This is a genomic window from Klebsiella sp. Shm-1 (assembly GCF_040804525.1).
GTDB classification, from domain to species: domain Bacteria; phylum Pseudomonadota; class Gammaproteobacteria; order Enterobacterales; family Enterobacteriaceae; genus Klebsiella; species Klebsiella pneumoniae.
The window spans coordinates 2,624,913-2,650,314 of record NZ_CP161823.1; the positions used below are offsets into that span (position 1 = coordinate 2,624,913).

Annotated in this window: 28 protein-coding genes; 14 read left to right on the forward strand and 14 right to left on the reverse strand. The window is 58.7% G+C overall.

The annotated features are described in order from the left end of the window. Window positions 1-55: 55 nt before the first annotated feature. From urtA to AB1E37_RS12935, 3 genes are all read right to left on the reverse strand, one after another. Entirely contained in the window at window positions 56-1,327 is a 1,272-nt protein-coding gene (urtA, locus tag AB1E37_RS12925) for an urea ABC transporter substrate-binding protein (RefSeq protein WP_004176249.1), read from the reverse strand. Between the two features lie 171 nt (window positions 1,328-1,498). Then, entirely contained in the window at window positions 1,499-2,602 is a 1,104-nt protein-coding gene (locus AB1E37_RS12930) for a cobalamin-independent methionine synthase II family protein (protein ID WP_004148338.1), read from the reverse strand. A gap of 148 nt (window positions 2,603-2,750) precedes the next feature. Beyond that, window positions 2,751-3,149: a rhodanese-like domain-containing protein gene (locus AB1E37_RS12935; protein WP_025862031.1), complete on the reverse strand. Its 399-nt coding sequence runs from the start codon at window positions 3,147-3,149 to the stop codon at window positions 2,751-2,753. Window positions 3,150-3,216: 67 nt separating this feature from the next. On the opposite strand from AB1E37_RS12935, the gene ftrA reads away from it, so the two are divergent. Then, window positions 3,217-4,314: a transcriptional regulator FtrA gene (ftrA, locus tag AB1E37_RS12940; protein ID WP_023280044.1), complete on the forward strand. Its 1,098-nt coding sequence runs from the start codon at window positions 3,217-3,219 to the stop codon at window positions 4,312-4,314. After that, on the forward strand, window positions 4,283-4,498 hold the full coding sequence (locus AB1E37_RS12945; protein WP_004205985.1) for a DUF4177 domain-containing protein: 216 nt from the start codon (window positions 4,283-4,285) through the stop codon (window positions 4,496-4,498). Before ftrA ends, AB1E37_RS12945 begins: the two co-directional genes overlap by 32 nt. A gap of 52 nt (window positions 4,499-4,550) precedes the next feature. Here the strand turns inward: AB1E37_RS12945 and AB1E37_RS12950 are convergent, their stop codons facing one another. Beyond that, on the reverse strand, window positions 4,551-4,991 hold the full coding sequence (locus AB1E37_RS12950; RefSeq protein WP_032447548.1) for a GNAT family N-acetyltransferase: 441 nt from the start codon (window positions 4,989-4,991) through the stop codon (window positions 4,551-4,553). Between the two features lie 254 nt (window positions 4,992-5,245). Continuing rightward, on the reverse strand, window positions 5,246-6,310 hold the full coding sequence (locus AB1E37_RS12955; protein WP_023313137.1) for a LacI family DNA-binding transcriptional regulator: 1,065 nt from the start codon (window positions 6,308-6,310) through the stop codon (window positions 5,246-5,248). Window positions 6,311-6,506: 196 nt separating this feature from the next. Here AB1E37_RS12955 and AB1E37_RS12960 point away from each other — a divergent pair, with 196 nt between their 5' ends. Together AB1E37_RS12960 and AB1E37_RS12965 are read left to right on the forward strand one after the other, a co-directional pair. Next, window positions 6,507-9,614 carry a beta-galactosidase gene (locus AB1E37_RS12960; protein ID WP_023313136.1) on the forward strand — a complete coding sequence of 1,036 codons (3,108 nt, stop codon included), beginning with the start codon at window positions 6,507-6,509 and terminating at the stop codon, window positions 9,612-9,614. A 54-nt stretch (window positions 9,615-9,668) separates the two neighbouring features. Then, entirely contained in the window at window positions 9,669-10,934 is a 1,266-nt protein-coding gene (locus AB1E37_RS12965) for an MFS transporter (RefSeq protein ID WP_004176258.1), read from the forward strand. Window positions 10,935-10,964: 30 nt separating this feature from the next. On the opposite strand, the gene AB1E37_RS12970 is transcribed toward AB1E37_RS12965, so the two are convergent. Together AB1E37_RS12970 and AB1E37_RS12975 are read right to left on the reverse strand one after the other, a co-directional pair. Next, window positions 10,965-12,053: an AAA family ATPase gene (locus AB1E37_RS12970; RefSeq protein ID WP_001620097.1), complete on the reverse strand. Its 1,089-nt coding sequence runs from the start codon at window positions 12,051-12,053 to the stop codon at window positions 10,965-10,967. Window positions 12,054-12,139: 86 nt separating this feature from the next. Continuing rightward, a complete protein-coding gene (locus AB1E37_RS12975) occupies window positions 12,140-12,400 on the reverse strand; it encodes a hypothetical protein (RefSeq protein WP_004176262.1) in 261 nt (86 codons plus the stop codon). Between the two features lie 297 nt (window positions 12,401-12,697). Here AB1E37_RS12975 and AB1E37_RS12980 point away from each other — a divergent pair, with 297 nt between their 5' ends. Next, the gene (locus AB1E37_RS12980) at window positions 12,698-13,558 is read left to right on the forward strand and encodes a broad-spectrum class A beta-lactamase SHV-11 (RefSeq protein WP_004176269.1); all 861 of its coding nucleotides are present in this window, start codon (window positions 12,698-12,700) and stop codon (window positions 13,556-13,558) included. Between the two features lie 20 nt (window positions 13,559-13,578). On the opposite strand, the gene AB1E37_RS12985 is transcribed toward AB1E37_RS12980, so the two are convergent. Next, the gene (locus tag AB1E37_RS12985) at window positions 13,579-14,340 is read right to left on the reverse strand and encodes a DeoR/GlpR family DNA-binding transcription regulator (protein ID WP_002210513.1); all 762 of its coding nucleotides are present in this window, start codon (window positions 14,338-14,340) and stop codon (window positions 13,579-13,581) included. 260 nt (window positions 14,341-14,600) lie between these two features. On the opposite strand from AB1E37_RS12985, the gene ltnD reads away from it, so the two are divergent. From ltnD to AB1E37_RS13010, 5 genes are read left to right on the forward strand one after another with little or no spacing between them, the layout of a single operon-like run. Continuing rightward, window positions 14,601-15,503 carry an L-threonate dehydrogenase gene (gene ltnD, locus AB1E37_RS12990; RefSeq protein WP_002903955.1) on the forward strand — a complete coding sequence of 301 codons (903 nt, stop codon included), beginning with the start codon at window positions 14,601-14,603 and terminating at the stop codon, window positions 15,501-15,503. Between the two features lie 11 nt (window positions 15,504-15,514). Next, window positions 15,515-16,780, forward strand: coding sequence for a 3-oxo-tetronate kinase (otnK, locus tag AB1E37_RS12995; protein WP_004224682.1), 1,266 nt, complete (start codon window positions 15,515-15,517; stop codon window positions 16,778-16,780). Beyond that, the gene (locus AB1E37_RS13000) at window positions 16,773-17,393 is read left to right on the forward strand and encodes an aldolase (RefSeq protein WP_002210516.1); all 621 of its coding nucleotides are present in this window, start codon (window positions 16,773-16,775) and stop codon (window positions 17,391-17,393) included. Before otnK ends, AB1E37_RS13000 begins: the two co-directional genes overlap by 8 nt. A 4-nt stretch (window positions 17,394-17,397) precedes the next feature. Next, the gene (locus AB1E37_RS13005; RefSeq protein ID WP_032438440.1) at window positions 17,398-18,180 is read left to right on the forward strand and encodes an HPr family phosphocarrier protein; all 783 of its coding nucleotides are present in this window, start codon (window positions 17,398-17,400) and stop codon (window positions 18,178-18,180) included. A 57-nt stretch (window positions 18,181-18,237) separates the two neighbouring features. Then, window positions 18,238-19,602 (forward strand): GntP family transporter, encoded by a 1,365-nt coding sequence (locus AB1E37_RS13010; protein WP_002903916.1) that lies wholly within the window; start codon window positions 18,238-18,240, stop codon window positions 19,600-19,602. A 26-nt stretch (window positions 19,603-19,628) separates the two neighbouring features. Here the strand turns inward: AB1E37_RS13010 and AB1E37_RS13015 are convergent, their stop codons facing one another. Then, window positions 19,629-20,555: a helix-turn-helix domain-containing protein gene (locus AB1E37_RS13015; RefSeq protein ID WP_020316502.1), complete on the reverse strand. Its 927-nt coding sequence runs from the start codon at window positions 20,553-20,555 to the stop codon at window positions 19,629-19,631. A gap of 310 nt (window positions 20,556-20,865) precedes the next feature. Here AB1E37_RS13015 and kbvR point away from each other — a divergent pair, with 310 nt between their 5' ends. Beyond that, window positions 20,866-21,477 (forward strand): LuxR family transcriptional regulator KbvR, encoded by a 612-nt coding sequence (gene kbvR / locus AB1E37_RS13020; protein ID WP_002903816.1) that lies wholly within the window; start codon window positions 20,866-20,868, stop codon window positions 21,475-21,477. A gap of 30 nt (window positions 21,478-21,507) precedes the next feature. Here kbvR and AB1E37_RS13025 read toward each other — a convergent pair whose 3' ends face one another. Further along, window positions 21,508-21,627, reverse strand: a complete 120-nt coding sequence (locus AB1E37_RS13025) for a small membrane protein (protein WP_138920006.1) — start codon at window positions 21,625-21,627, stop codon at window positions 21,508-21,510. A gap of 400 nt (window positions 21,628-22,027) precedes the next feature. Between AB1E37_RS13025 and AB1E37_RS13030 the strand changes: the two genes are divergently transcribed. Beyond that, complete coding sequence (locus AB1E37_RS13030) at window positions 22,028-23,245, forward strand: diguanylate phosphodiesterase (protein WP_004143607.1); 1,218 nt, start codon at window positions 22,028-22,030, stop codon at window positions 23,243-23,245. 20 nt (window positions 23,246-23,265) lie between these two features. Here the strand turns inward: AB1E37_RS13030 and AB1E37_RS13035 are convergent, their stop codons facing one another. The 4 genes from AB1E37_RS13035 to AB1E37_RS13050 form a co-directional block, all read right to left on the reverse strand. Beyond that, window positions 23,266-23,778 carry a 2-oxo-tetronate isomerase gene (locus AB1E37_RS13035; RefSeq protein WP_004190248.1) on the reverse strand — a complete coding sequence of 171 codons (513 nt, stop codon included), beginning with the start codon at window positions 23,776-23,778 and terminating at the stop codon, window positions 23,266-23,268. Window positions 23,779-23,944: 166 nt separating this feature from the next. After that, entirely contained in the window at window positions 23,945-24,418 is a 474-nt protein-coding gene (locus AB1E37_RS13040; protein ID WP_002903808.1) for an Hsp20 family protein, read from the reverse strand. A gap of 22 nt (window positions 24,419-24,440) precedes the next feature. Then, a complete protein-coding gene (locus AB1E37_RS13045) occupies window positions 24,441-24,638 on the reverse strand; it encodes a hypothetical protein (protein ID WP_004190251.1) in 198 nt (65 codons plus the stop codon). A 225-nt stretch (window positions 24,639-24,863) separates the two neighbouring features. Next, the gene (locus AB1E37_RS13050; RefSeq protein WP_223174880.1) at window positions 24,864-24,965 is read right to left on the reverse strand and encodes a hypothetical protein; all 102 of its coding nucleotides are present in this window, start codon (window positions 24,963-24,965) and stop codon (window positions 24,864-24,866) included. Between AB1E37_RS13050 and AB1E37_RS13055 the strand changes: the two genes are divergently transcribed. Then, window positions 24,925-25,020, forward strand: a complete 96-nt coding sequence (locus tag AB1E37_RS13055) for a YnaM/YnfT family protein (protein ID WP_271229884.1) — start codon at window positions 24,925-24,927, stop codon at window positions 25,018-25,020. The genes AB1E37_RS13050 and AB1E37_RS13055 overlap by 41 nt on opposite strands. Window positions 25,021-25,238: 218 nt before the next feature. Beyond that, on the forward strand, window positions 25,239-25,361 hold the full coding sequence (locus tag AB1E37_RS13060) for a hypothetical protein (RefSeq protein ID WP_004225117.1): 123 nt from the start codon (window positions 25,239-25,241) through the stop codon (window positions 25,359-25,361). Window positions 25,362-25,402: the final 41 nt, after the last annotated feature.

The following is a 25,402-nucleotide window of genomic DNA, read 5'->3' on the forward strand; positions in this document are numbered from 1 at the left end:
CTCCTCTGGTCAGCGGCCGACGGGCGCGACGCTCCCGCCCCGTCGGCCGTGGCGCTTACTGGCTGACGGTTTTCACCGGATGGTCAGGTTTCTTATCATTACCGGGGATCCACGGACTCCACGGCTGCGCGCGAACGGGTTTATCGGTCTGCCAGACCACGTTGAACTGGCCGTTGCCTTCAATTTCACCGATCATCACCGGCTTATGCAGATGATGGTTAGTGGCATCCATGGTCAGGGTAAAACCGGACGGCGCGTTGAAGGTCTGCCCGGCCATCGCCTCGCGCACTTTATCGACATCGGTGGTGCCCGCTTTGGTCACCGCCTGCGCCCACATATGCAGACCCACCCAGGTCGCTTCCATCGGATCGTTGGTCACCACCGTATCGGCATTCGGCAGCTTGTGCGCTTTGGCATACGCGCGATAATCGGCGACGAAGGCTTTGTTGGTCGGATTATCGACGGACTCAAAGTAGTTCCATGCCGCGAGGTTGCCGACCAGCGGTTTGGTATCGATGCCGCGCAGCTCCTCTTCCCCCACCGAGAAGGCCACCACCGGTACATCGGTCGCTTTCAGACCCTGGTTAGCCAGCTCTTTGTAGAACGGTACGTTGGAATCGCCATTGATGGTGGAGACCACTGCCGTTTTGCCACCGGCGGCGAATTTTTTGATATTGGCGACGATGGTCTGGTAATCGCTGTAGCCGAACGGGGTGTAGACCTCCTCGATATCTTTGTCCTGGATCCCTTTGGCATGCAGGAAGGCGCGGAGGATCTTGTTGGTGGTGCGCGGATAGACGTAGTCCGTCCCCAGCAGAAAGAAACGTTTAGCGCCGCCGCCGTCCTCGCTCAGCAGGTATTCCACCGCCGGGATAGCCTGCTGGTTAGGCGCCGCGCCGGTATAGAAGACGTTGGGGGACATCTCTTCCCCTTCGTACTGCACCGGGTAGAACAGCAGGCCGTTCAGTTCCTCAAACACCGGCAGGACCGATTTACGCGAGACCGACGTCCAGCAGCCAAACACCACCGCCACTTTATCCTGGGCCAGCAGCTGGCGCGCCTTCTCGGCAAACAGCGGCCAGTTGGAGGCCGGGTCGACCACCACCGGCTCCAGTTTCTTGCCCAGCACCCCGCCTTTGGCGTTGATGTCGTCGATGGCCATCAGCGCGACGTCTTTCAGCGGCGTTTCGGAAATCGCCATCGTCCCGGAGAGCGAATGCATGATCCCGACTTTGATGGTGTCGGCGGCATAGGCCTGGAAGGAGAGACCCATAGCCATAACAGAGGCGGAGAGTGCAAAAGCTTTTAATAACGTTCTACGTTGCATGATTCACTCCTGACTAGCGCAAAAAATAAAGAATTAACAGCTAACCAGAGGTGATAAGGCAAAAAAGGTGCCAGGTTGTGAAAACAGCGGGATGCGGCGCAGGTGGGCGATAGTGGCGAAGAGGATGGCAGCGTTGCCTCATCACGGTGCAACGCTGCGCTAAGAAAGCAATTACCAGACGTCGGCGGCGATGGAGGTCACCAGACGGACCTTTTGCCATTGCTGGTCTTCGCTGAGGGCATTCCCCTCTTCAGTGGAGGCGAAACCGCACTGCGGGCTGAGGCAGATCTGCTCGAGCGGCACGTACTGCGCGGCCTCGGCGAGTCGCGCTTTTACCCCCTGCGGATTCTCCAGCTCGCCGTTTTTGGTGGTGATCAGCCCGAGGACCACCTGCTGATGGCCGGGACGAATAAAGCGCAGCGGCGCGAAATCCCCGGAGCGGTCGTTGTCGTACTCCAGGAAGAAGGCATCGACATTAACGCTGCCAAACAGCACCTCGGCAACCGGCTCGTAACCGCCTTCCGAGATCCAGGTTGAACGGAAGTTACCCCGGCAGACGTGCAAGCCCACCGTCAGATCGGCCGGCTTACCCTCCAGCGCCTGGTTCAGCACCCGGGCATAAATACGCGCCAGCGCATCCGGATCCTCGCCGCGCTCACGTACCTGCTGGCGCTGGGCATCGGAGCACAGATAGGCCCACACGGTATCGTCCAGCTGCAGATAGCGGCAGCCGGCGTCATAAAACGCGCGGATGGCGTCGCGCCAGGTGGTGGCCAGATCGTCGAAGTAGTCGCTAAGATCCGGGTAGACCGTGGCATCGATATCTTTCCGCCCGCCGCGGAAGTGCAGCACGCTCGGGCTGGGAATGGTCATCTTCGGCTGCGCGTCGCCGCTGATGCTTTTCAGATAGCGGAAATCCTCCAGCATCGGGTGGTCGCCAAACGCCAGCTTGCCGGTGACGCGAACGCCGTGCGCTTTGGTCTGCACGCCGTTGAACTGGATCCCCTGCTCGGCATCGTAACGTTCAACGCCCTGCAGGCCATCGAAGAAATCGAAATGCCACCATGCGCGACGAAACTCACCGTCGGTGACCACATGCAGGCCGCAGTCGCATTGCTGCTGAACCAGATGACGGATCGCGTTATTCTCAATCTCGCGTAGCTGAGCGGCGTCGATAATCCCCTCAGCCAGCTGCTGACGCGCCTGTTTAATGCTGTCCGGGCGCAAAAAACTGCCGACGATGTCTGCGCGGAACGGGGCCTGTTGACGTTGCATGCTGTCTCCTTAGCGGTGGGCGCGTTAGTTGCCCACCGTGATAGTTCATTACTTGAATTTTTAGACTTCTGGATGGCTATATGTCCAGATACTGGCATGCAGAGTGGTGGGTCGCAAACGAGAATATTTCATGGTACATGAAAAATTTTCAATCACCGGAAGCAAACGCATAGCCCTCATCTTCCCAGCCGGTGAGTCCGCCGAGCATCATTTTCACCGGCCGCCCCAGCTCGGCCAGCTTCAGCGCGGCAACGTCAGCGCCGTTGCAGTGCGGCCCGGCGCAGTAGACCACAAAGAGGGTATCCGCCGGCCAGGCCGCCATTCGCTCGGCGGTGATCTGGCTGTGCGGGAGATGCTGCGCGCCTGGCAGGTGACGTCTGGCGAAAGCTTCCTCGCTGCCGACCACGTGCAGCAGGACGAAGTCGACCTCGCCGGCACGCTGGGCGCTGTGCACATCGGCGCAGTCGGTCTCAAGATGCAGCTTATGGCTGAACCAGCGGATAGCCTCAGCGGAGGTGGCGGGGGTAAATTGGGTTACTACACTCATGGCGTCTTCTCCTTGTCTGTGATAACACTACTTTACTGACGCCCATCACCCTGATCTGCCGACAACCATGACAGAAAACGCTAACATCCTGACAACCCCTTCTGTGACACCGTCACGTCATCAGGTGGTCGCCCTCGCCTACGATGGCCTGTGCACCTTTGAGTTTGGCGTAGCCGTGGAGATCTTCGGCCTGCCGCGCCCGGAAATGGGCGACAACTGGTACCAGTTCGCCGTCGCCGCGATCGATGAAGGTCCCCTGTGCGCCACCGGCGGCATCCGCCTGATGACCGACGGCGGTCCTGAACTTCTCGCCCAGGCGGATACGATCGTGGTCCCCGGCTGGCGCGGCGTCGACGCCCCGGTCCCCGAGGCGCTGTGCGCCGCGCTGGCTTCCGCCCACGCCCGCGGATGTCGGATTATTTCTATCTGTTCCGGGGTGTTCGTTCTCGCCGCCGCCGGGCTGCTCAATGGCCGCCAGGCGACAACCCACTGGCGCTACACCGCGGCGCTGCAGTCCCGTTTTCCGCAGATCCAGGTGGTGGAGGACGTCCTTTACGTGGGCGATGCTTTGCTGATGACTTCCGCCGGCAGCGCGGCGGGGATCGACCTTTGTCTGCATCTGGTGCGTGAAGATTTCGGCAGCGAAGCCGCCAACGTCGTCGCCCGCCGCCTGGTCGTCTCTCCCCATCGCGACGGCGGTCAGGCGCAGCAGGTCCTGCGCCCGGTAGCCCGCAGCCGGGAGAGCCTGCGCCTCGGTCAGCTGTTTGACTATCTGCACCAGCATCTTGCCGCCAGCCATACCGTCGCTTCCCTCGCCCAGCGCGCCGGCATGGGGACGCGCACCTTTTTGCGCCGCTTTGAGGAGGCCACCGGTAAAACGCCCGCCCGCTGGCTGCTGGAGGAACGACTGCTGCGCGCCCGCCAGCACCTGACGGAGAGCACGATGGGCATCGATCAGATCGCTGAGCGCTGCGGGTTTGCCAGCGCCGGCACCCTGCGCCACCATTTTCGCCAGCACTTCGCGCTCAGCCCGCTGCAGTACCGTAAACAGTTTACGCCTTCTCCGATTGCAAAATCGTCGCAGCCACGGACAATAGACGGCCACAGTAAACCGGTCGCCAGGAGGGTCGATGATGAAGAAAGAGTGTCGGGTAGTGATCTATAAAGAGGGGCTGCTGGGCAGTCTGTTTTTTGGCGAAGCCAAGGCCGACCCTGACAAAATGAGCCAGTTTCTCAGCAGCTATACCCGTGAGGGATGGGAAGTGAAAACCATGTCGGTGGAGCGCCGCCGTACCGCCCTGTTCTGGTCGCGGGAAGCGTATCTTTTCGTGCTCGAACGCCCCCTCTGATAGCCTGCGCCTGGTTTACACGTTTAAGCCAGGCGTTTCTAAGCGTCAGCTTTCAGGGCTGACGGATATAGCCCTGCGCCTGCATTTTCTGCATGCCTTCCTCGCTGGCGCAGACCATGCCGGTAGTCAACATGGCAAAGCCAAAGCGCTGATAAAACGTAATTTTATCGGCCACCGCATAGATAAATATTTTGCCAAAGGGCAGGAGTTGCTCCCGGATGGCCAGCATCAGCTGTTGCCCGTAGCCCTGTCCCTGAAGAGCGGGGACGATCGCTACATCCGCCAGATAGCTGCTCCAGGTGCAGTCGCTGATGGCTCGCGCCACGGCAATCAGCTGACCGTTCTCATAGCCAAACCAGCAGAAGGTGCTCTGGCGGAACGCCTGCTCCAGTTGCTGAACATCACGCTCATTCAGCCCGGCCTCGGCGATGATCGTTCGCACTCGCTGCCAGTCCACCCGCCCGATCGCCTCTTTACCCTCAATCACCATCATGACCTTGTCTCCCGGCGTCTCCCGGAAGCAAGATCTAGCATGCCGCGGCAGGATATGCCAGATGGAAAGCCGGACTGAAGCAGTCGGTACAGGGTGGAAGGGGCAAAAAAAAACCGCCATATGACTGGCGGTAAATCAATGCTTGCATGGATAGATTGTGTTTTGCATTTTTCGCAGACAGATAAGCTTTACCTCTCTACGTTTGCTGCCGAAGTTAGCATGCTCAACTTCAATAAAGCCTCAACGACCAGCAGCTAAAGCTTCTCCACCAGCGCTTTCAACTGCGCCAGGGTCTGCTGCCGGTCCTCCGCGGCGGCGACAGGCCAGGCCGACTGGCGCACGATGAGCCGGGTCGGCAGCAGCTCGCGGATCCGCAGCTGCGGGGCCGCCATCAGGGCAATCAGCCGCTCCACCGCCCTTTTGCCCAACAGATCGAAGTCCTGCGCCACCGTGGTGAGCGGCGGCTGGAAGTAAAGGCTGTCGGCGGTGTCATCGTAGCCGGTCACCGATACCGCCTGGCTGCCGCTGCGATTGAGCTGGGCCAGCGCGCTGAGCACGCCGAGCGCCATCTGATCGTTTGCCACCACTATGGCGCTGATCCGCGGCTGCAGGTGGAGGAGCTCGAAAGTTTTCTGCCAACCGCTGGCGGCGCTCCAGTCGCCAAACACCGTAGTAGAGCGGGCAATATTCAGACTGTGCAACGCCTCGCGCCAGCTGGCGAGACGCAGACGGGCGGAAACCGAACTTTCCGGTCCCGCCAGCAGACCAAATTCGCGATGCCCCAGCTCCCACAGGTGGCGCACGCAGGCCCCGCAGCCGTCGCGGTGGTCGAAGCGCACGCAGCAGACATCGGCCTCCGGGGAGACATCGAGAAACAGGCAGGCCATATCCGGATTGTCTTGCACCAGCCGCTCGGCAGTGGCGCTCTCCAGCGGCAGACTGACGATCACCCCGCGAATATGCTGGGCGCGCAGCTCGTCCAGCCGGGCCTGCAGCGCGACAAAATCAGCCTGCGCCGGCATCGCTATCGCCACTTCCAGCTGATGCAGGCTGGCATGGCTCTTTATCGCGGCGGCGATCTGCGAGGGGGCGTGCAGCGTCAGCGAGGCGGTAATCAGCCCGATGGAGGGCGCCGCTTTGCCGGCAAGCAGCTGCGCCGAGCGGTTAGGCACATAGTGCAGCGCCTGCATCGCGCGGATCACCTGCTCGCGGGTGCGGACTGACACCACCTCAGGACGGTTCAGCACCCGGGAGACCGTCTGCTGGGACACGCCCGCGGCGCGGGCGACATCCTCCAGGGTTGCGGTACGACGCGGCATCTTTTCTCCTCAGCAATAACAATGTTGTGCGCTAACATTTTATGTTTAACGCGCGACAAAAAACAGCGCTTCGCCCCCGCTTTCGTGATCGTCTGTTAATTTCGATTCCCCCGAGATTGCTGGACAAAACAAATTACCCGATAACGTTAACCATCCTGTTTAGCGAACGACAATTTCTGACTTACCGGGGTTTAATATGCAAATTAGCGATACCGGCCGCAGCTACACTCCTGACTTTCACGCCGTCCTCGCCCGTGAAGACTGGCAGAACCAGAGCATTACCCACCTTAACCGCCTGCCAGCGCATCCCGTTTTCGCCAGCTGGCGCGATGAGCTTGCCGCCCGCGATAACCTACCTTCATCCCGCCGCCGTCAACTGGACGGCGAGTGGCAGTTCTCTTACGCCCGCAGCCCGTTTGCCGTCGATGCACAGTGGTTGACGCAGGATCTTCCGGACTGCCGCGGCACGCCTGTGCCTTCCAACTGGCAGATGGAGGGCTATGACGCGCCGATCTACACCAACGTACGCTATCCCATCGACACCACCCCACCGCGGGTGCCGGAGGATAACCCGACCGGCTGCTACTCCCTGCACTTTACGGTTGAGGACACATGGCGCGAGAACGGGCAAACGCAGATTATTTTCGATGGCGTCAACTCGGCGTTTCATCTGTGGTGCAATGGCGTGTGGGTCGGCTATTCGCAGGACAGTCGCCTGCCGGCGGCGTTCGATCTCAGCCCCTTTCTGCGTCCGGGCGACAACCGCCTGTGCGTGATGGTCATGCGCTGGAGCGCCGGCAGCTGGCTGGAAGACCAGGATATGTGGCGGATGAGCGGTATTTTCCGCTCGGTATGGCTGCTGAATAAGCCGCAGCAACGGCTATGCGACGTGCAGTTGACGCCAGCCCTTGACGCCCTCTATCGCGACGGCACTCTGCAGGTCCAGGCGACCGTCGAAGCGACTGAGGCGGCGCTTGCCGGGCTCAGCGTCGGGGTTAGCCTGTGGCGCGGCGAGGAGCAGATCGCCGCCGGGCGGCAGCCGTTAGGTACCCCGACGGTGGATGAGCGCGGCCACTACGCGGAACGGGTCGATTTCTCCCTGGCGGTGGCGACGCCGGCGCACTGGAGCGCGGAAACCCCGAACTGTTATCGCGCCGTGGTCACCCTGTGGCGCGGCGACGAACTGCTGGAGGCCGAAGCGTGGGACATCGGTTTTCGCCGCATCGAGATTGCCGATGGCCTGCTGCGTCTCAACGGTAAACCGCTGCTGATCCGCGGCGTTAACCGCCATGAGCATCATCATTTGCGCGGGCAGGTGGTCACCGAGGCGGATATGGTGCAGGACATTCTGCTGATGAAGCAGAACAACTTTAACGCCGTGCGCTGCTCGCACTATCCCAACGCGCCGCGCTGGTATGAACTCTGCAACCGCTACGGTCTGTACGTGGTCGATGAAGCCAATATTGAAACCCACGGGATGGTGCCGATGAATCGGCTGTCCGACGATCCGGCGTGGCTGCCAGCCTTCAGCGCCCGCGTCACCCGGATGGTACAGAGCAACCGCAACCATCCGTGCATTATCATCTGGTCGCTGGGCAACGAGTCCGGCGGCGGCGGCAACCACGAAGCGCTGTACCACTGGCTGAAACGCAACGATCCGAGCCGTCCGGTGCAGTACGAGGGCGGCGGCGCGGATACCACCGCCACCGATATTATCTGTCCGATGTACGCCCGCGTCGAACGCGACCAGCCGATCCCGGCGGTCCCCAAATGGGGGATCAAAAAATGGATCAGCCTGCCCGGTGAGCAGCGGCCGCTGATCCTTTGCGAGTACGCCCACGCGATGGGCAACAGCCTCGGCAACTTCGCCGATTACTGGCAGGCCTTTCGCGAGTATCCGCGGCTGCAGGGCGGGTTTATCTGGGACTGGGCCGACCAGGCGATCCGCAAAACCTTTGCCGACGGCAGCGTCGGCTGGGCCTATGGCGGCGACTTTGGTGATAAGCCTAACGATCGCCAGTTCTGTATGAACGGTCTGGTGTTTCCCGATCGCACGCCGCATCCGTCGCTGGTGGAGGCGAAGCACGCCCAGCAGTATTTTCAGTTCACGCTGCTGTCGACCTCGCCGCTGCGGGTGCGCATCATCAGCGAATACCTGTTCCGCCCAACCGATAACGAAGTGCTGCGCTGGCAGGTGCAGGCGGCCGGTGAACCCCTGTATCACGGCGACCTGACCCTGGCGCTGCCCCCTGAGGGCAGCGACGAGATAACGCTGCTCGATAGCCTGATCCTGCCTGAAGGCGCCCGCGCGGTGTGGCTGACGCTGGAGGTGACCCAGCCCCAGGCGACCGCCTGGTCAGAAGCGGAGCACCGCGTCGCCTGGCAACAGTTTCCCCTGCCCGCCCCGCTGGCGCTGCCGGCGCCCACCGTGTCTGCCGGCGCTCCGGATCTTATCGTCAGCGATGAGGTCTGGCAGATCCGCGCCGGTTCGCAATGCTGGACCATCGATCGCCGGACGGGTCTGCTGAGCCGCTGGTCGGTTGGCGGTCAGGAGCAGCTGTTGACTCCCCTGCGTGACCAGTTTATTCGCGCGCCGCTCGACAACGACATCGGGGTCAGCGAAGTAGAGCGTATCGACCCCAACGCCTGGGTGGAGCGCTGGAAAAGCGCCGGCCTGTACGATCTTGAGGCGCACTGCGTCCAGTGCGATGCGCAGCGCCTGGCAAATGAAACCCTCGTCGACTGCCGCTGGCACTACCTGCGCGGCGAAGAGGTAGTGATTGTCAGCCACTGGCGCATGCACTTCACTGCTGACGGAACCCTGCGGTTGGCGGTGGACGGCGAACGGGCGGAAACCCTGCCGCCGCTACCGCGGGTCGGGCTGCACTTCCAGGTGGCGGATCAGCAGGCGCCGGTGAGCTGGCTGGGTCTGGGGCCGCATGAGAACTACCCCGACCGGCGGAGCAGCGCCTGCTTCGCCCGCTGGGAGCAGCCGCTGGCGGCGATGACCACCCCCTATATCTTCCCGACGGAAAACGGCCTGCGCTGTGATACCCAGGCGCTGGACTGGGGGCGCTGGCACATCAGCGGTCATTTCCACTTCTCCGTTCAGCCATGGAGCACCCGTCAGCTGATGGAGACCGACCACTGGCACAAGATGCAGGCCGAAGACGGCGTGTGGATCACCCTCGACGGCCTGCATATGGGGGTGGGAGGCGATGACTCCTGGACCCCCAGCGTGCTGCCGCAGTGGCTCCTGAGCCAAACGCGCTGGCAGTACGAGGTCTCATTGCGTTGCTTTTAATCCGTGGGGGCGACAGCCCCTACCCCACAAACAGAATAACAAGGGATCATGGTGATGAAATTCTCAGAACTGGCGCCACGAGAACGGCATAATTTCGTCTATTTCCTGCTGTTCTTTTTCTTTTACTATTTCATTATGTCGGCCTACTTCCCGTTTTTTCCGGTGTGGCTGGCGGACGTTAACCATTTAACTAAAACGGAAACCGGGATCGTTTTCTCGTCTATCTCGTTATTCGCCATTATTTTTCAGCCGGTGTTCGGCCTGATGTCGGATAAGCTCGGCCTGCGCAAACATCTGCTGTGGACCATTACGGTACTGTTAATTCTGTTCGCGCCATTCTTTATTTTCGTTTTCTCTCCGCTGCTGCAGATGAATATTATCGCTGGTTCGCTGGTAGGCGGGATCTACCTGGGGATTGTTTTCTCCAGCGGCTCCGGGGCGGTGGAAGCTTATATCGAACGCGTCAGCCGGGCCAACCGCTTTGAATATGGCAAAGTGCGGGTCGCAGGCTGCGTCGGCTGGGCGCTATGCGCCTCGATAACCGGCGTGCTGTTCGGCATCGATCCCAATATCACCTTCTGGATCGCCTCCGGCTTTGCGCTGGTGCTCGGTCTGCTGCTCTGGCTGTCGCGGCCGGAAAGCAGCAACAGCGCCCAGGTTATCGAGGCGCTGGGCGCCAATCGCCAGGCCTTTTCGCTGCGTACGGCGGCAGAGCTGCTGCGTATGCCGCGCTTCTGGGGCTTTATCGTCTATGTGGTGGGTGTCGCCAGCGTCTACGACGTGTTTGACCAGCAGTTCGCCAACTTTTTCAAAAGCTTTTTCGCCAGTCCGCAGCGCGGTACCGAAGTGTTTGGCTTCGTCACCACCGGCGGCGAGCTGCTCAACGCGCTGATCATGTTCTGCGCGCCGGCCATCGTTAACCGCATCGGCGCCAAAAACGCCCTGCTGACCGCGGGGATGATCATGTCGGTGCGTATTCTCGGGTCGTCCTTCGCCTCATCGGCAGTCGAGGTGGTGATCCTCAAGATGCTGCATATGTTTGAGATCCCCTTCCTGCTGGTGGGAACTTTTAAATATATCTCTTCCGCCTTTAACCCGCGCCTCTCGGCCACCCTGTTCCTGATCGGTTTTAATCTGTCAAAACAGTTGTCCGGGGTGGTGCTTTCCGCCTGGGTGGGCCGGATGTACGACACCGTCGGCTTCCATCAGGCCTATCTGATCCTCGGCTGCATAACCCTGAGCTTCACCCTGCTCTCGTTCGTCACCCTACGCGGCGGCAACCGTCTGCTGCCGACCGCAGAGACGCAGAGCCCCGCCTGACTCCAGCGCCCCCGTCAGGGATGACGGGCTTCACTCGACAATCCGCGTCTCACCGCCGCGATTCTCCAGCGCATAGCGCTGACAAGGCGCCCCGGCGGCGATAAGCTCCGCCAGCTCCGCCGAGTGGCTGGTCAGCCAGATCTGGCTGTAGCGCGAGGCCTCGATAATCAGCCGGGCCAGCGCGGGCAACATGTCGCGATGCAGGCTGTTCTCCGGTTCATTGATCGCCAGAAACGCCGGCGGGCGTGGACTGAGCAGCGCGACGGCGAGGCACAAAAAGCGCAGCGTACCGTCGGACATCTCCGCCGCCAGCAGCGGGCGGCGGATCCCTTCGCGACGCATTTTCAGAGCGAAACGCGAGTGCTCGTTTTCACAATAAAACTGGCAGCCGGGAAAGGCGTCGGCAAGGATTTCATGCAAAATCTCCTCCGCGCCGATCTCGACAATGGTCTGAAAGGCGGCGGCGAGATTCTGGCCATCGCTGTCGAGGACTGGCGAACGGTAACCCACGGCCGGCTGACGCAGCGGCGAATGACGGCCAATCGCGAATTCATGATAAAACCGCCAACGGCGCAAGGTCTCCCGCACTCGCGATACTTCGGGGAAACGGTGCGGCTCGCCAAGCTGACCGAACACCGACTCATTTTCATAAATACTCTCGGTGAAAGTACTTTTCTCCCCGGTGACATCGACGAGAAACGCCGCCTGATTCTTGCGCTGCAGTACGCGGGAGGAAGGCCGGCGGGAGTAGCCGGCCAGCCAGATATTCTCTTCTTTAACGATAGGATCGAGCATGAATTGCGTCGGATAGGGCAATTTTTCAGGGAAGCCTATCTGCAGCTCATAATCGAAGCTGTCGGTCCGGCAGGCGATTTGCAGCCGGCGGGGGTGACGATCGAGGGGCGAACGCTCCCCGGACCACATCATATTCTCCAGACCGCCCTCTTCGCTGATAAACCCCGAAAGCCTGCCCTCAGCGGCAGCGGTCAGCAGGTGGATGGCGTTATAAATATTGGATTTACCGCAGCCGTTAGGGCCGAAGACAATGTTCAGCGGCCCGAGCTCCAGCGCGATATCCTTCACTGAGCGAAAATTTTGAATACGAATGTACTGAATCATTATGCGTCCGGCCCTGGAAATAGAAGGCTGCCACAGTAGCACAGCGGCGCCCGGCATACCCTCTTACGCCCCCTTTCGGGCAGGGTTTAACAGAACATTTTTTTCATTCCACGGGTCAGGGCGACCCGCGTCAGCTTATCGCTATCCTGATGGGCGTCGCTGAAAACGCCAAAAAAATAGCGTTCATCGTCAATGGTTTGGCTAACAATTCGGTAGCTCAACGGTTGCCCGGATAGCGCACCGTACTGCGCAGGCGTCACCGAGACCTCGGTCGCGTCATCGGCGACGCTGACCAACAGCCCGTCCGCCTTACCGCCCACCAGCATGACCTTAATTATCGGGTGCACCAGTTCCTCCCGGGATGGCATATAGCGTTGGCGAACCGCAGGGACCGGCGGGCGTGGTGATCGGCAAACAGCGACGCCCGACAGAGTGCGGTACTTAGTACTTTCTTATAGTTCATCACGGCCTTGAGTCAAAAAATAGCGTGCTTAGGCAGGGCTAGATATTGATTATTCGAAATAAAAGATGACAAATGATGAAGGAAAAAAGAGGAATTGTGAATCAGCAAAACGCCGGGTTATTCTTATTTGTCGCTTCTTTACTCGCCTTTATCGGCCCTCACTCAAGGATGTATTGTGGTTATGCGTTATATTCGCCTGTGTATTATCTCCCTGTTAGCCACCCTGCCGCTGGCGGTACACGCCAGCCCGCAGCCGCTTGAGCAAATTAAACAAAGCGAAAGCCAGCTGTCGGGCCGCGTAGGCATGATAGAAATGGATCTGGCCAGCGGCCGCACGCTGACCGCCTGGCGCGCCGATGAACGCTTTCCCATGATGAGCACCTTTAAAGTAGTGCTCTGCGGCGCAGTGCTGGCGCGGGTGGATGCCGGTGACGAACAGCTGGAGCGAAAGATCCACTATCGCCAGCAGGATCTGGTGGACTACTCGCCGGTCAGCGAAAAACATCTTGCCGACGGCATGACGGTCGGCGAACTCTGTGCCGCCGCCATTACCATGAGCGATAACAGCGCCGCCAATCTGCTGCTGGCCACCGTCGGCGGCCCCGCAGGATTGACTGCCTTTTTGCGCCAGATCGGCGACAACGTCACCCGCCTTGACCGCTGGGAAACGGAACTGAATGAGGCGCTTCCCGGCGACGCCCGCGACACCACTACCCCGGCCAGCATGGCCGCGACCCTGCGCAAGCTGCTGACCAGCCAGCGTCTGAGCGCCCGTTCGCAACGGCAGCTGCTGCAGTGGATGGTGGACGATCGGGTCGCCGGACCGTTGATCCGCTCCGTGCTGCCGGCGGGCTGGTTTATCGCCGATAAGACCGGAGCTGGCGAGCGGGGTGCGCGCGGGATTGTCGCCCTGCTTGGCCCGAATAACAAAGCAGAGCGCATTGTGGTGATTTATCTGCGGGATACCCCGGCGAGCATGGCCGAGCGAAATCAGCAAATCGCCGGGATCGGCGCGGCGCTGATCGAACACTGGCAACGCTAACCCGGCGGTGGCCGCGCGCGTTATCCGGCCCGCAGCACCTCGCAGGCGTGCCGGGCGATATGACTGGCGGCGGCATCGGAAAGATGCCGGTCGGTAATGATGGTGGTGAACCGGGTCAAAGGTAACGCCATAAACGTGGCCACCTGATTGTATTTCGAACTGTCGCACAGCAGGATGCTTCTCGCGCTGACCTGGCTGACGGTCTCCTTGACGGTAACCTTGTTCTCATCAGGGGTGAATATCCCGCGACTGTCCCAGCCGCTGGCGGAGATAAAGGCCGTATCGATAGCCAGGTGGCGTAACGTACGCGCCGCCGATTCGCCCACGCAGGAGCGGTTCTCCCGGCACAGAGTGCCGCCGGTGTGGATCACGCCGCACTGGCTGGCATCGATCAGCAGCTGGGTTATCTCAAAATCATTGGTGACCACCTGGAGATCGTTCCGGTCGAGGATCGCCCGCGCCAGCGCCAGGGTGGTAGTCCCGGCATCCAGATAGATGCAACTGTTTTTAGCGATATGACTCGCCGCCAGCGCGCCGATCGCCTGTTTCTCCTCACTCTGCAGCGTGCTTTTCACCAGATGACTGGGTTCCGCGGCCAGCCGGCTGACGGCGCGCACGCCGCCCGAGACGCTGACCAGCAGCCCCTGCTCCTCCAGTTTACTGACGTCCCGACGGATGGTCATATGGGACACGCCGAGGATCTCCGTCAGCTCGTTAATGCTTACCGCCCCACGCTGCTCCACCAGGGCTAAAATACGCTGATGTCGTTCTATTGGAATCACCGCTCTCCCCTTACCATTTTTTCACACCAGGCGTCACCACCCAGGCTACGGCCCTGGCGACACCCGGTGTTGTTATCGCGCTTTGCCGCTGTTTTTACGCTATTTTAGGGCAAGAATCGCCGTTGTGCAGCCTCTTTCCACCTGTGAATTTTTTATATTCATGTGGGTTATTCGTGATAACTCTCACATATTTTCACATGATAACGCTTTATTCTATCATTAAATCACATTAATTAACTAATATTCACAAGGAGACCAGCATGGCTGCACACACTAATGTCTGCGTGATTGGACTGGGTTCAATGGGCATGGGCGCCGCCCGCGCCTGCCTGCAGGCGGGCCTGAACACCTGGGGCGTTGACATCAATCCCGACAACTGTCGCGCACTGCTGGCGGCGGGCGCCAAAGGCGCGGGCCCCAGCGCGGTGCCGTTCGCCGCGGAACTGGATGCAGTTGTGCTGCTGGTGGTCAATGCCGCCCAGGTGCGGGGGATCCTGTTCGGCGAGAGCGGCCTCGCCGCCCATCTGAAGCCGGGCACCGTCGTGATGGTGTCGTCCACCATCGCCTCCGCCGATGCTCAGGCCATTGCCGAGGCGCTGGCGGAGTACCAGCTATTGATGCTCGACGCGCCGGTATCGGGCGGCGCCGTGAAAGCGGCCGCCGGCGACATGACGGTGATGGCCTCCGGGAGCGATGCCGCCTTTGCCCGCCTCGCGCCGGTGCTGGACGCCGTGGCCGGCAAAGTCTACCGCATCGGGAGCGACATTGGTCTTGGCTCGACGGTAAAAATTATCCATCAGCTGCTGGCCGGGGTGCACATCGCCGTTGCCGCCGAAGCGATGGCGCTTGCCGCCCGCGCCGGGATCCCACTGGAGACGATGTATGACGTGGTCACCCACGCGGCGGGTAATTCCTGGATGTTTGAGAATCGCATGCAGCACGTCCTGGATGGCGATTACTCGCCAAAATCCGCTGTCGATATTTTTGTCAAAGATCTCGGGCTGGTGAATGACACTGCCCGGGCGCTGACCTTCCCGCTGCCGCTCGCCACTACCGCGCTGAATATGTTCACCTCCGCCAGTAATGCCGGATTCGGTCGGGAAGATGACAGCGCGGTGATCAAGATTTTCAACGGCATCACCCTGCCGGGCCATAAACAGTGAGGAGAGACAACATGCAGCTTGGTGTCATTGCCGATGACTTCACCGGCGCCACGGATATTGCCAGCTTCCTCGTGCGCAACGGCATGCCGACGGTGCAACTGAATGGCGTGCCGACCCGCGATCTTCCGCTGACCAGCGAGGCGGTGGTCATCAGCCTGAAAACTCGCTCCTGCCCGGCGGAAATGGCCGTCAGCCAGTCGCTGGCGGCCCTGCGCTGGCTGCAGGCCCAGGGCTGTCAGCAGTTTTATTTCAAGTACTGTTCCACTTTCGACAGCACCGCGCAGGGCAACATTGGCCCGGTGCTGGATGCCCTGCTGGCCGAGCTGGGTGAGACGCGGACGGTGATTTCCCCGGCGCTGCCGGTTAACGGCCGCACGGTCTATCAGGGATATCTGTTCGTCGGTGAGCAACTGCTGAATGAGTCCGGGATGCGCCACCATCCGGTGACGCCGATGGAGGATGCGCACCTGGGCCGCTTAATTGAGCGCCAGGGGCGCGGAAAAGCCGCGCTGATTGCCTGGCCGATTGTCGCCCGGGGGCCGGAGGCGGTCGCCGCCGCGCTGGCGGCAGTCAACGATCCGGCGGTGCGCTATGTGGTGCTAGACGCCCTCAGTGAACAGGATCTGCTCACCCAGGGCGTGGCGCTGCGGGAGATGAAGCTGGTCTCCGGCGGTTCCGGCCTCGCCATCGGCCTCGCCCGCGACTGGGCGCAGCGCCATGGCGCCCGGGGTGAAAGCGCTCAGGCCGGCATGCCGCTGGTCGGCCCGGCGGTGGTGCTCTCGGGCTCCTGCTCGGTGATGACCAACAGCCAGGTGGCGGCCTATCGTCAACAGGCCCCCGCCCGCGCCGTCGACTTAAGCGCCTGCTTTACCGATCTGGAGAGCTACGTCAGGACGCTGACTGACTGGGTGGACGCGCAGCGCGATGCGCCGCTGGCGCCGATGATCTATGCCACCACCGAGCCGCAAACGCTGCAGCGGATCCAGGCGCAGTATGGCGACAAGGCCAGCAGCGAACGGGTGGAACAGCTGTTTGCCGCTCTTGCCGCCGCCCTGAAGGCGAAAGGATTTACCCGCTTTATTGTGGCCGGAGGGGAAACGTCGAGCATTGTGGCGCAGACCCTGGGGGTTGAGGCGTTCCATATTGGGCCGACCATCTCCCCTGGCGTGCCCTGGGTGCGTGACACCCGCCAGCCGCTCTCCCTGGCGCTGAAGTCAGGTAACTTCGGCGATATCCAGTTCTTTGCCCGTGCCCAGCAGGAGTTTCGTCATGACTGAGCAACAACTGCGAGAGGAAATGGTGCAGATTGGCGCCTCGTTATTTAGCCGCGGCTATGCCACCGGCTCCGCTGGCAATCTGTCGCTGCTGCTGCCGGACGGCAACCTGCTGGCGACGCCGACCGGCGCCTGCCTCGGCGAACTGCAGGCTCAGCGGTTGTCGGTGGTGACGCTGCAAGGAGAATGGATCTCCGGCGACAAACCGTCGAAAGAGGTCACTTTTCACCGGGCAGTCTATTTGCACAACCCGGCCTGCAAGGCGATCGTCCACTTGCACAGCCACTATCTGACCGCGCTCTCCTGCCTGCAGGGGCTCGATCCGCACAACTGTATCCGCCCCTTTACCCCCTATGTGGTGATGCGCGTCGGCGACGTCCCGGTGGTTCCCTACTACCGGCCGGGCGATGACCGTATTGCCCAGGCGCTGGCCGGGCTGGCGCCCCGCTATAACGCCTTTTTACTGGCCAACCACGGACCGGTGGTTACTGGCTCATCGCTGCGCGAAGCCACCAACAATACCGAGGAACTGGAAGAGACCGCACGGCTGATATTTACCCTCGGCAACCGCGAGATCCGCTACCTGACCGCTGACGAAGTGAAAGAACTGAGATAAAACCATGCCAAAATTCGCTGCAAATTTATCCATGCTGTTTACCGAACTGCCGTTCCTGGAACGCTTTGCCGCCGCTGCCCGGGCGGGATTTGAAGCCGTTGAGTTTCTGTTTCCCTATGAGTATGCCGCCGGGGAAATCAGACAGCGCCTGCAGGAGAACCAGCTGCAGCTGGTGCTGTTCAATACCCCACCCGGCGACGTCAACGCCGGAGAATGGGGGCTCGCCGCCATTCCCGGGAGAAGCGCGGAGGCCCGACGCGATATTGAGCTGGCGCTGGAGTATGCCTGCCAGCTCAGTTGCCCGCAGGTGCATATCATGGCCGGCGTGGTGCCGCCGGGAGCGGATCGCGCAGCCTGCGAGGCCGTGCTTATCGATAATCTGCGCTACGCCGCGGAGTGCTTTGCCCGCCACGACAAGCGGATACTCATCGAAGCACTGAATCCGCAGACCAAACCGGGCTATCTCTACCACAGTCAATATCAGACGCTGGCGATGGTGAAACGGGTCGACAGGCCGAACCTGGCGGTGCAGTTAGATCTGTTTCACGCGCAGAAGGTGGACGGCAATTTAAGCCATCTTATTACCGAATATGCCGGCCAGTATCGCCATATTCAGATTGCCTCCCTGCCCGACCGTCATGAACCGGATGAGGGCGAAATAAACTATCCGTGGCTCTATGCGCTACTGGATAAAACCGGTTATGACGGCTGGATCGGCTGCGAATATATCCCCCGGACAGACACGCTTTCCGGGCTGGGGTGGTTCTCGCCCTACCGGAAAAAATAAACGCCGTTTTCTAAAAAAATAACTCTCTGTACACCTGTTAATACCCGAGGCAAACCTATGTCGACATCGGCGCTGTTACTTATTGCGTTAGCCAGCGTAGTGCTGTTGCTCCTGTTAGTGATCAAAGCGAAAGCACATCCTTTTGTGGCGCTCCTGATCGTCAGTCTGCTGGTGGCATTCGCCACCGGCATTCCGGCAGATAAAATTATAACCACCATTGAAAAAGGCATGGGCGGCCTGCTTGGCCACATCGCCAGCATTATTATTCTGGGCTCAATGCTGGGGGTACTGATTGAAATGTCCGGCGGCGCCGAATCGCTGGCGAAAACGTTGACCGGCGTACTGGGTGCAAAACGAACCATTGCCGCCTTAACCATCGTGGCTTTTATTCTCGGCACCCCGGTCTTTTTTGAAGTCGGCTTTATCATCATCATTCCGTTAATCTACGGCTTCAGCAAAGTCGCCCACGTATCGCCGCTGAAGTTTGGCCTGCCGATGGCCGGCGTGATGTTAACCGTCCACGTGGCGCTGCCCACCCATCCTGGCGCAGCGGCTGCGGCAGGCATTCTGCATAGCGATGTCGGTTGGCTGATGCTGGCGGGGATTGGGGTGTCGGTGGTCGTCGGTATCGTGGGCTATTTTGTCGCCCGGTTTATCAATCGGCGCCATTATCATCTGTCGATTAACGTGCTGGAGCAGCAACAAACGGCGGAAGTACCGGATCTCTCGGTTAACGCGCAGCAGACCCGTCTGCCGCCGCCGAATGCGCTGGTTATCGGTGGGCTGATCGTGGTGCCCATCATGCTGATTGTTTCCGGGACGCTGTGTCAGGCGCTTCTGCTGCCGGAAAACGCGGTTCGCCAGCTGATGACCGTCATTGGTACCCCGCCGGTCGCCCTGCTGATCTCCCTGGGCCTGGCCAGCTGGACGCTGGGCATCCGTCGGCGGATGAGCCTGAAAAAGCTGGGCGAAGTCACCGGCAGCGCGATCCCCTCGTCGGCGGACGTGATCCTCGTCGCCGGCGCCGGCGGCGCCTTTGGCGGCGTACTGGTCGCTTCCGGCATCGGTAATGCCTTAGCCGAGGCGCTGGAGACAATACATCTGCCGCTGATGCCCGCCGCTTTTCTGCTATCGCTGGTGCTCAGAGCCTCGCAGGGTTCGGCCACCGTGGCGATCCTCACCACCTCCGGTCTGCTGTCGCAGGCGGTTGTCGGTCTGGAGCCGCTGCAACTGGTGCTGGTGACGCTGGCGACCTGCTTCGGCTCGCTCGGGCTGTCGCACGTCAACGACGCCGGATTCTGGGTCGTCACGCGCTATCTCGGACTCTCGGTGCCGGATGGACTCAAAACCTGGACCGTCTTGACAACCATCATGGGGGTGACGGGCTTTCTCATCACCTGGCTGCTGTGGTTTGCGCTTTGATGTTAACCTGGGTGGCTCCGGCCACCTTAACTTCGCCCCGGCGCAGGCCCTGACCCACTACCGCTGTCAGACCGCAGACCCGCTGCCGACAGCGTCACCGGGATAAAATAGCGTACGCGATAGCGCCTGTCCCCTGCCTCTTCGCCTTCCGCATGGCGGGTTATAAAACATTCAATGTCATAGCCGTCCCGACGACTTACCCCCAGGGATGGCAGCAGCTCCATATACAGATCGCTGGATAAACGAGCATAACGTGACCAGCTGCCGTAGAATTCAACCCCGACATAAAGCCCTGACCGGGTGGTCAGCGAGCTTTTCATGGCCAGCGCGGGGGGCAGCTTTCCCGCCTCATGACAGCCGACAAAAGCGTTAACCTCGACGTTAAGCTCATTTTTACTCGCCGCGGCGTAGTCGGAAAGTACGGAAAGCGAGCCTCCGCCAGCGGTGAAAAAACGGTCAACCTTTTGTCTGATGCTCGTCTTAGCGGTGCTTTGCAACACCAAATCCGACAGGCGCAGTTCATACTTCATCGGATAGCCGTAATAGACCTGTTCCGGAAGAGAAAAAAAACGAGCCAGAGGTAGGCTCTCTCCGTCCGGGTGAAACTTTTTCAACAGCTTTGCCGTGTCCCAGTGCGCCGCGCAACGGTATTCACGTGGCGAGAGCGAAAAGCGCTTCTTAAACTCCCGGGAAAAGGTCTGCGGCGAGTCATAGCTTAACTGCCAGGCAATAGCGGCGATCGGTTGCCGTGTTAAGCGCAGACTGACCGCTGCGATGGTCAACCGCCGCAGACGAATATACTGCCCGATGGGTAACTGGCCATACTGGTAAAACACGTCGTACACAAACCGACGTGAATAGCCCATATACAGCGCCAGGTCATCGATCGCCGGGTTACAATAGATATTATCCTCCAGCCACGCCAGCATTTTCAAATAGAGCATCTGCTTCATAAGTACGGCATACATCCTGTATTCTTGTCCTCCGCTAATTTTAACAACAGAGCGCGGCTATCACTAAGCTTTTTATGCATCGCAAAAATAAAAAAACAGCAAACGGCTTTAAATAGTTACAAATATATGCTTAAGGTTTTGTTTATTAGGAACTTTCGCATATCAATATACCGTTATCTCACTTTCCCCACCAGATATTGCATTAATGGAAAACATCCCTTAGATTACCACGGCTAAAAATAGTACCTGCATCATCATTATATTCTTTAATTTATCCAGATATGTTTTTTAATGCCCACAGGGAAGTTATATGACTAATTTTTTGTTCAATATAAAAAATCACTATTTGCGAGTCGCTATTGCTGAACTGGTTGATGAAGCGATGAAGGCCGCCGGGCGGCCACACTATCAGTTTTCTCAACAATGGGATGCAGGATCGATGGCGCAAGCTGATGTGATATTCACGGAAATGGTCGCGGGGGAGTGGTACTTGTGCCAGGATCTTTTTCAGCATGCCCCGGAACAATATACGCTTTTTATTTTCCCGGACAATGAACACGCTACCGTAGATGAGGGTTTACCGAATTGTCTGCAGCATGCGGTATTTATGCCGCCTCACGCTCGCGTTCAGCGGCTGAAAGATGAGATAGCTAACGCCATTGAACGTCCGCTGCTACCGCGGCAAGACCCGCCGTTCAATCGTCTGCGGCGTTGCATTAATTGCGCCTGCAGGTCGGTCAGCGACGCGCAAACCAAAGTCATTTACGCGTTCAGTATTGGCCTGAGCCCGCATGAAGTCGCCGCTGCGCTAAATATTAGTCCCAAAACGATTCATTCACATAAAAAGAATATTATGAGTAAATTTAATTTGAATAGCCGTCAGCAGTTTAACAACCTTGTGCAACTGCTCGCCAAACGCTGATACAACTCGTCATTTTATTCTGTCAAACAATCATCTTCTGGAACGGAAAACATACCGTCTCTTGCGCCTTTCCTGAATATAGGAAAAGCCACTCCATAAAGAAATGATGGGACATAAAGTCAGACACAAAATAATAAAGAAGTCGCTCATATCAAACCTGACAAAAGAATTTAATTTAGAGTGATAATATTCACTCGATTATATTCAGGCAAGACCAGCGCCTCATTTTTGAGAGTGGGAAATAGAATGGTAGGATAATTCCTGGTAGCGAATATTAACAGGTAAAATAAGACGCAGCGCCAGTGTCTGAGGAGGGAATGAGAGGCCTGTTAGCGTCTTTTTGCATTGAGGATGAGAAAAAGATAGCCAAATGTGTAATTCCCTGTACAGTGGAGGGAATCACAAAGTGAAGCTCGCGTTCCGCGTAGCGGACATCACGGTTGGTTGAATGTTTGTACATATCAGCCTCGCCCTCCTTTAGGGTCAGGCCATACTCATCTTGCATGCTGAGCGCGGATGTTCTTACGCCGCGGGAGCGATCGTAACAACTATGCTAACCACCCTGATTTACCGCAGCCAGGTTCATCCTGACCGCCCGCCCGTCGATCTCGACGCTTTAGTCCATCGCGCCAGCAGTAAAAATTTGCCCCTTGGCATCACCGGCATTCTGCTGTTTAACGGCCTGCAGTTTTTCCAGGTCCTGGAAGGGACTGAGGAGGCACTTGAGTCGCTGTTCAGCGAAATCCAAAGCGACCCGCGTCATCGCGACGTAGTGGAGCTGATGCGCGATTACTCAGCCTACCGACGTTTTCACGGCACCGGAATGCGCATACTGGATCTCCGGCTGTTTGAAACCGATGGCGCGCTGGAGGAAATTCTGCGCTTTAGCACGTTTGGGGTCACCGAACCGGTCAACGACCGGATGTTCCGGCTGCTTAGCGCCTTCATTGCCGACGGCGGCCGCTATTGCCTGCCCGAGCCGCTGCAGCCCTCTCGCTGGATGATGATGCCCGCGTCAGGTACGGCCGCGCCGCAGCACCTGCCCGGTCAACCTTGCCAGTTTGCTCTGCAGGCTATTGTCGAGCCGGCTAAAAAGCGAGTTTCTTCCTTTGAGGCTCTGATCCGCAGCCCAACCGGCGGCTCTCCCGTGGAAATGTTTGCCGCCATTGCGGCGGAGGATCGCTACCGTTTTGATCTTGAAAGCAAAGCGTATGCATTCGCTCTCGCAGGCCAGCTGCCGCTCGGGAAACATCAGCTGGCGATTAACCTGTTGCCCGGATCGCTGTATCACCACCCTGACGCCGTAGGCTGGCTGATGGACAGCCTGCTGGCGGCCGGCCTCAGACCGGATCAGGTACTGATCGAGGTGACCGAGACAGAGGTGATAACCTGCTTTGACCAGTTCCGCAAGGTGCTCAAAGCCCTGCGCGTCGCGGGCATGAAGCTGGCCATCGACGACTTTGGCGCAGGTTATTCCGGCCTGTCGTTACTTACCCGTTTTCAGCCTGATAAAATCAAAGTGGATGCGGAACTGGTGCGCGATATCCATATTAGCGGCACCAAACAGGCGATTGTCGCCTCGGTCGTCCGCTGCTGCGAGGATCTTGGCATTACGGTGGTGGCTGAAGGTGTCGAAACCCTGGAGGAGTGGTGCTGGCTGCAGTCGGTGGGCATACGCCTGTTTCAGGGCTTTCTATTTTCCCGACCCTGCCTTAACGGCATCGGGGAGATTTGCTGGCCGGTAGCGCGCCAGGCAATGGACCTGTAAGGCCGCGCCCCCGGGCATCGTCACTGCCAGTGGGCAAGCTTTTCGCTCAGCGCCGCCAGGGCATATCGTACCGCTTTCGCCACCACGGTCTCACAGTCGCCGGCAAAGCACATCCGTTTGGTTTCAGTCTGGCCGCGAAAATTCCAGGCAAACCATACCGTGCCGGCGGGGGTACCATCTTCCCCGCCCTCCGGTCCGGCGTAGCCGCTGACGGCGATGGCGATATCGGCCCCGGCGAGCGCCAGAATACCAGAGGACATCTCCTGAACGCAGGCTTCGCTGACGGCGCTGTGTACCGCCAGGGTTTCCGCGCGAACCTGCAGCACGTTGCGCTTGGCTTCATCGCTGAAGGTCACTACGCCGGTATCATAAAATGCCGCGGTATCCGCCTGGGCACAGAGCGCTGCCGCCAGATTCCCTCCGGTGCAGGACTCCGCCGTGGTCAGTCGCCAACCGCGCGCGATCAGCGCCCGAGCCACTTCAGCGGTTAGTTCATGCGTACTGTTTGCGTCGCTATCGATCTCGTCAGTCATTCTTCCTCCTCGCCGAAATTGAAAGAAATAGCAGACTCACTGCGTCTGTTAACAGAATAGCATATCGATTTCTTTGTCGTCGGGAGGCCATTTATATTTTCAGGGGGGAAAGGATAAAGGCCCGCAGGGCGGGCCTTTAAGGTAACATCCTCGGAACAACGGTGAATCAAACTTTATGTTCTATCACGCGCCCCTGATTCTCGATCGCAATTTTACGCGGTTTTTCGCTCTCCGGGATCTCCTGGTGGATGGCTATTTTTAAGATGCCGCTATCCAGTTGCGCCTGATTAATTTGGGCGTGTTCAGGAAGAGAGAAACTGAGCTGGAAATTAGCGCGGCGGATACCTTTATAAATCCAGCGCTCACCGCTGTCTGTCGAGGCATCGGTTTCCTGGCGTTTCCCGGAAATATGCAGATTCCCCCCTACGGTTTCTATTTCCAGCTCATCATCTTTCCAGCCAGGCACGCTGACGCTGAGCAGGAAATTGCTGTCGTCGACTTTCTGTAAATCATAAGCCGGTAAAGTGCCCACCGGCGTATCGCCCGTTAACTGGCTGAAAAGACGGTCAATACGATTAAAGCGATCGGCAAAAAGAGAATCAGCAAATACCGGGAGTGCTGACAAGGTTTTGAGTGCCATAATTAACCTCCTGAATATTCATTCAAAAGCTCAACATAAAGGCAAGCATTGCTTGTCCGCTATATAAAATAATATCTAAGGCGCGTTTTTCAAGACCCGAAATAAAAAATTTTTCTTCGCCAGCCTCAGTGAAAAATAAGCATGCCGGTGGCGAAGTTACCCCCGCCCGACGGCGGGGGCTGTGGCGCTTCTGAGTCCCATAACTGATGCTGTTTAACATTCAATAAACAGAAGCGACATGTATATATAACTTGTTTAAGGGGATGTCAACGTCCGAATCGCTCCCCCTTTGCCGTCGTGTATTCTCCCCATGAACAGTGCGTTTAGCAACCCGGCTGCCTGTCAGGGTCCCCTTGCCAACAGCGGCGCTTCGACGTGGCATTCGCCTTGTTGCCGTCAACCGGACGCCGCTGGTGAAAATATACCCGGCCGGGTAAGGAACCTTTCATCCGACACCGTGCCTAATGATCTGCATACGCACTTTCTGAGGCACCGCCATGACCAGCATTTTTATCTCAACCACCCTGTTCGCCCTCTTCGCGTCGATGTTGATCGGCCTGGGAATGGTGTGGAAAAGCATTTCCAACAATCCTGATAACTGATTCTGTTGTACGCCGTTGCTGTTCACCCTCCGCAGCGGCGGGTCTACCCCGCCCCTTTTTATCAATGACCACCCAGGTTTCGCTCAGGCGCAATCTCCTCAAGGACCCGCGCCTGCAAAAGGTATTTTTGAAAAAGCAATTCATACAGTGAATAAGTAACTCTGATTAATATATTTGAGACCAGAATTAACGCATGCAATATAAGCAATTTAAGCAGTTTGTGCCAAATTAGCGGTCATGCCCGCGCAACGCTAAAAAATAAGCCATTGATTAATATACCATTAATTTTACTCGCCAGCTCAAAGTCCAAAATTAGACTTATTGCATTTGTTGATTATTAGAAATATCCTAAAGGCATACGCATTTAATGTTCTCCACTTTA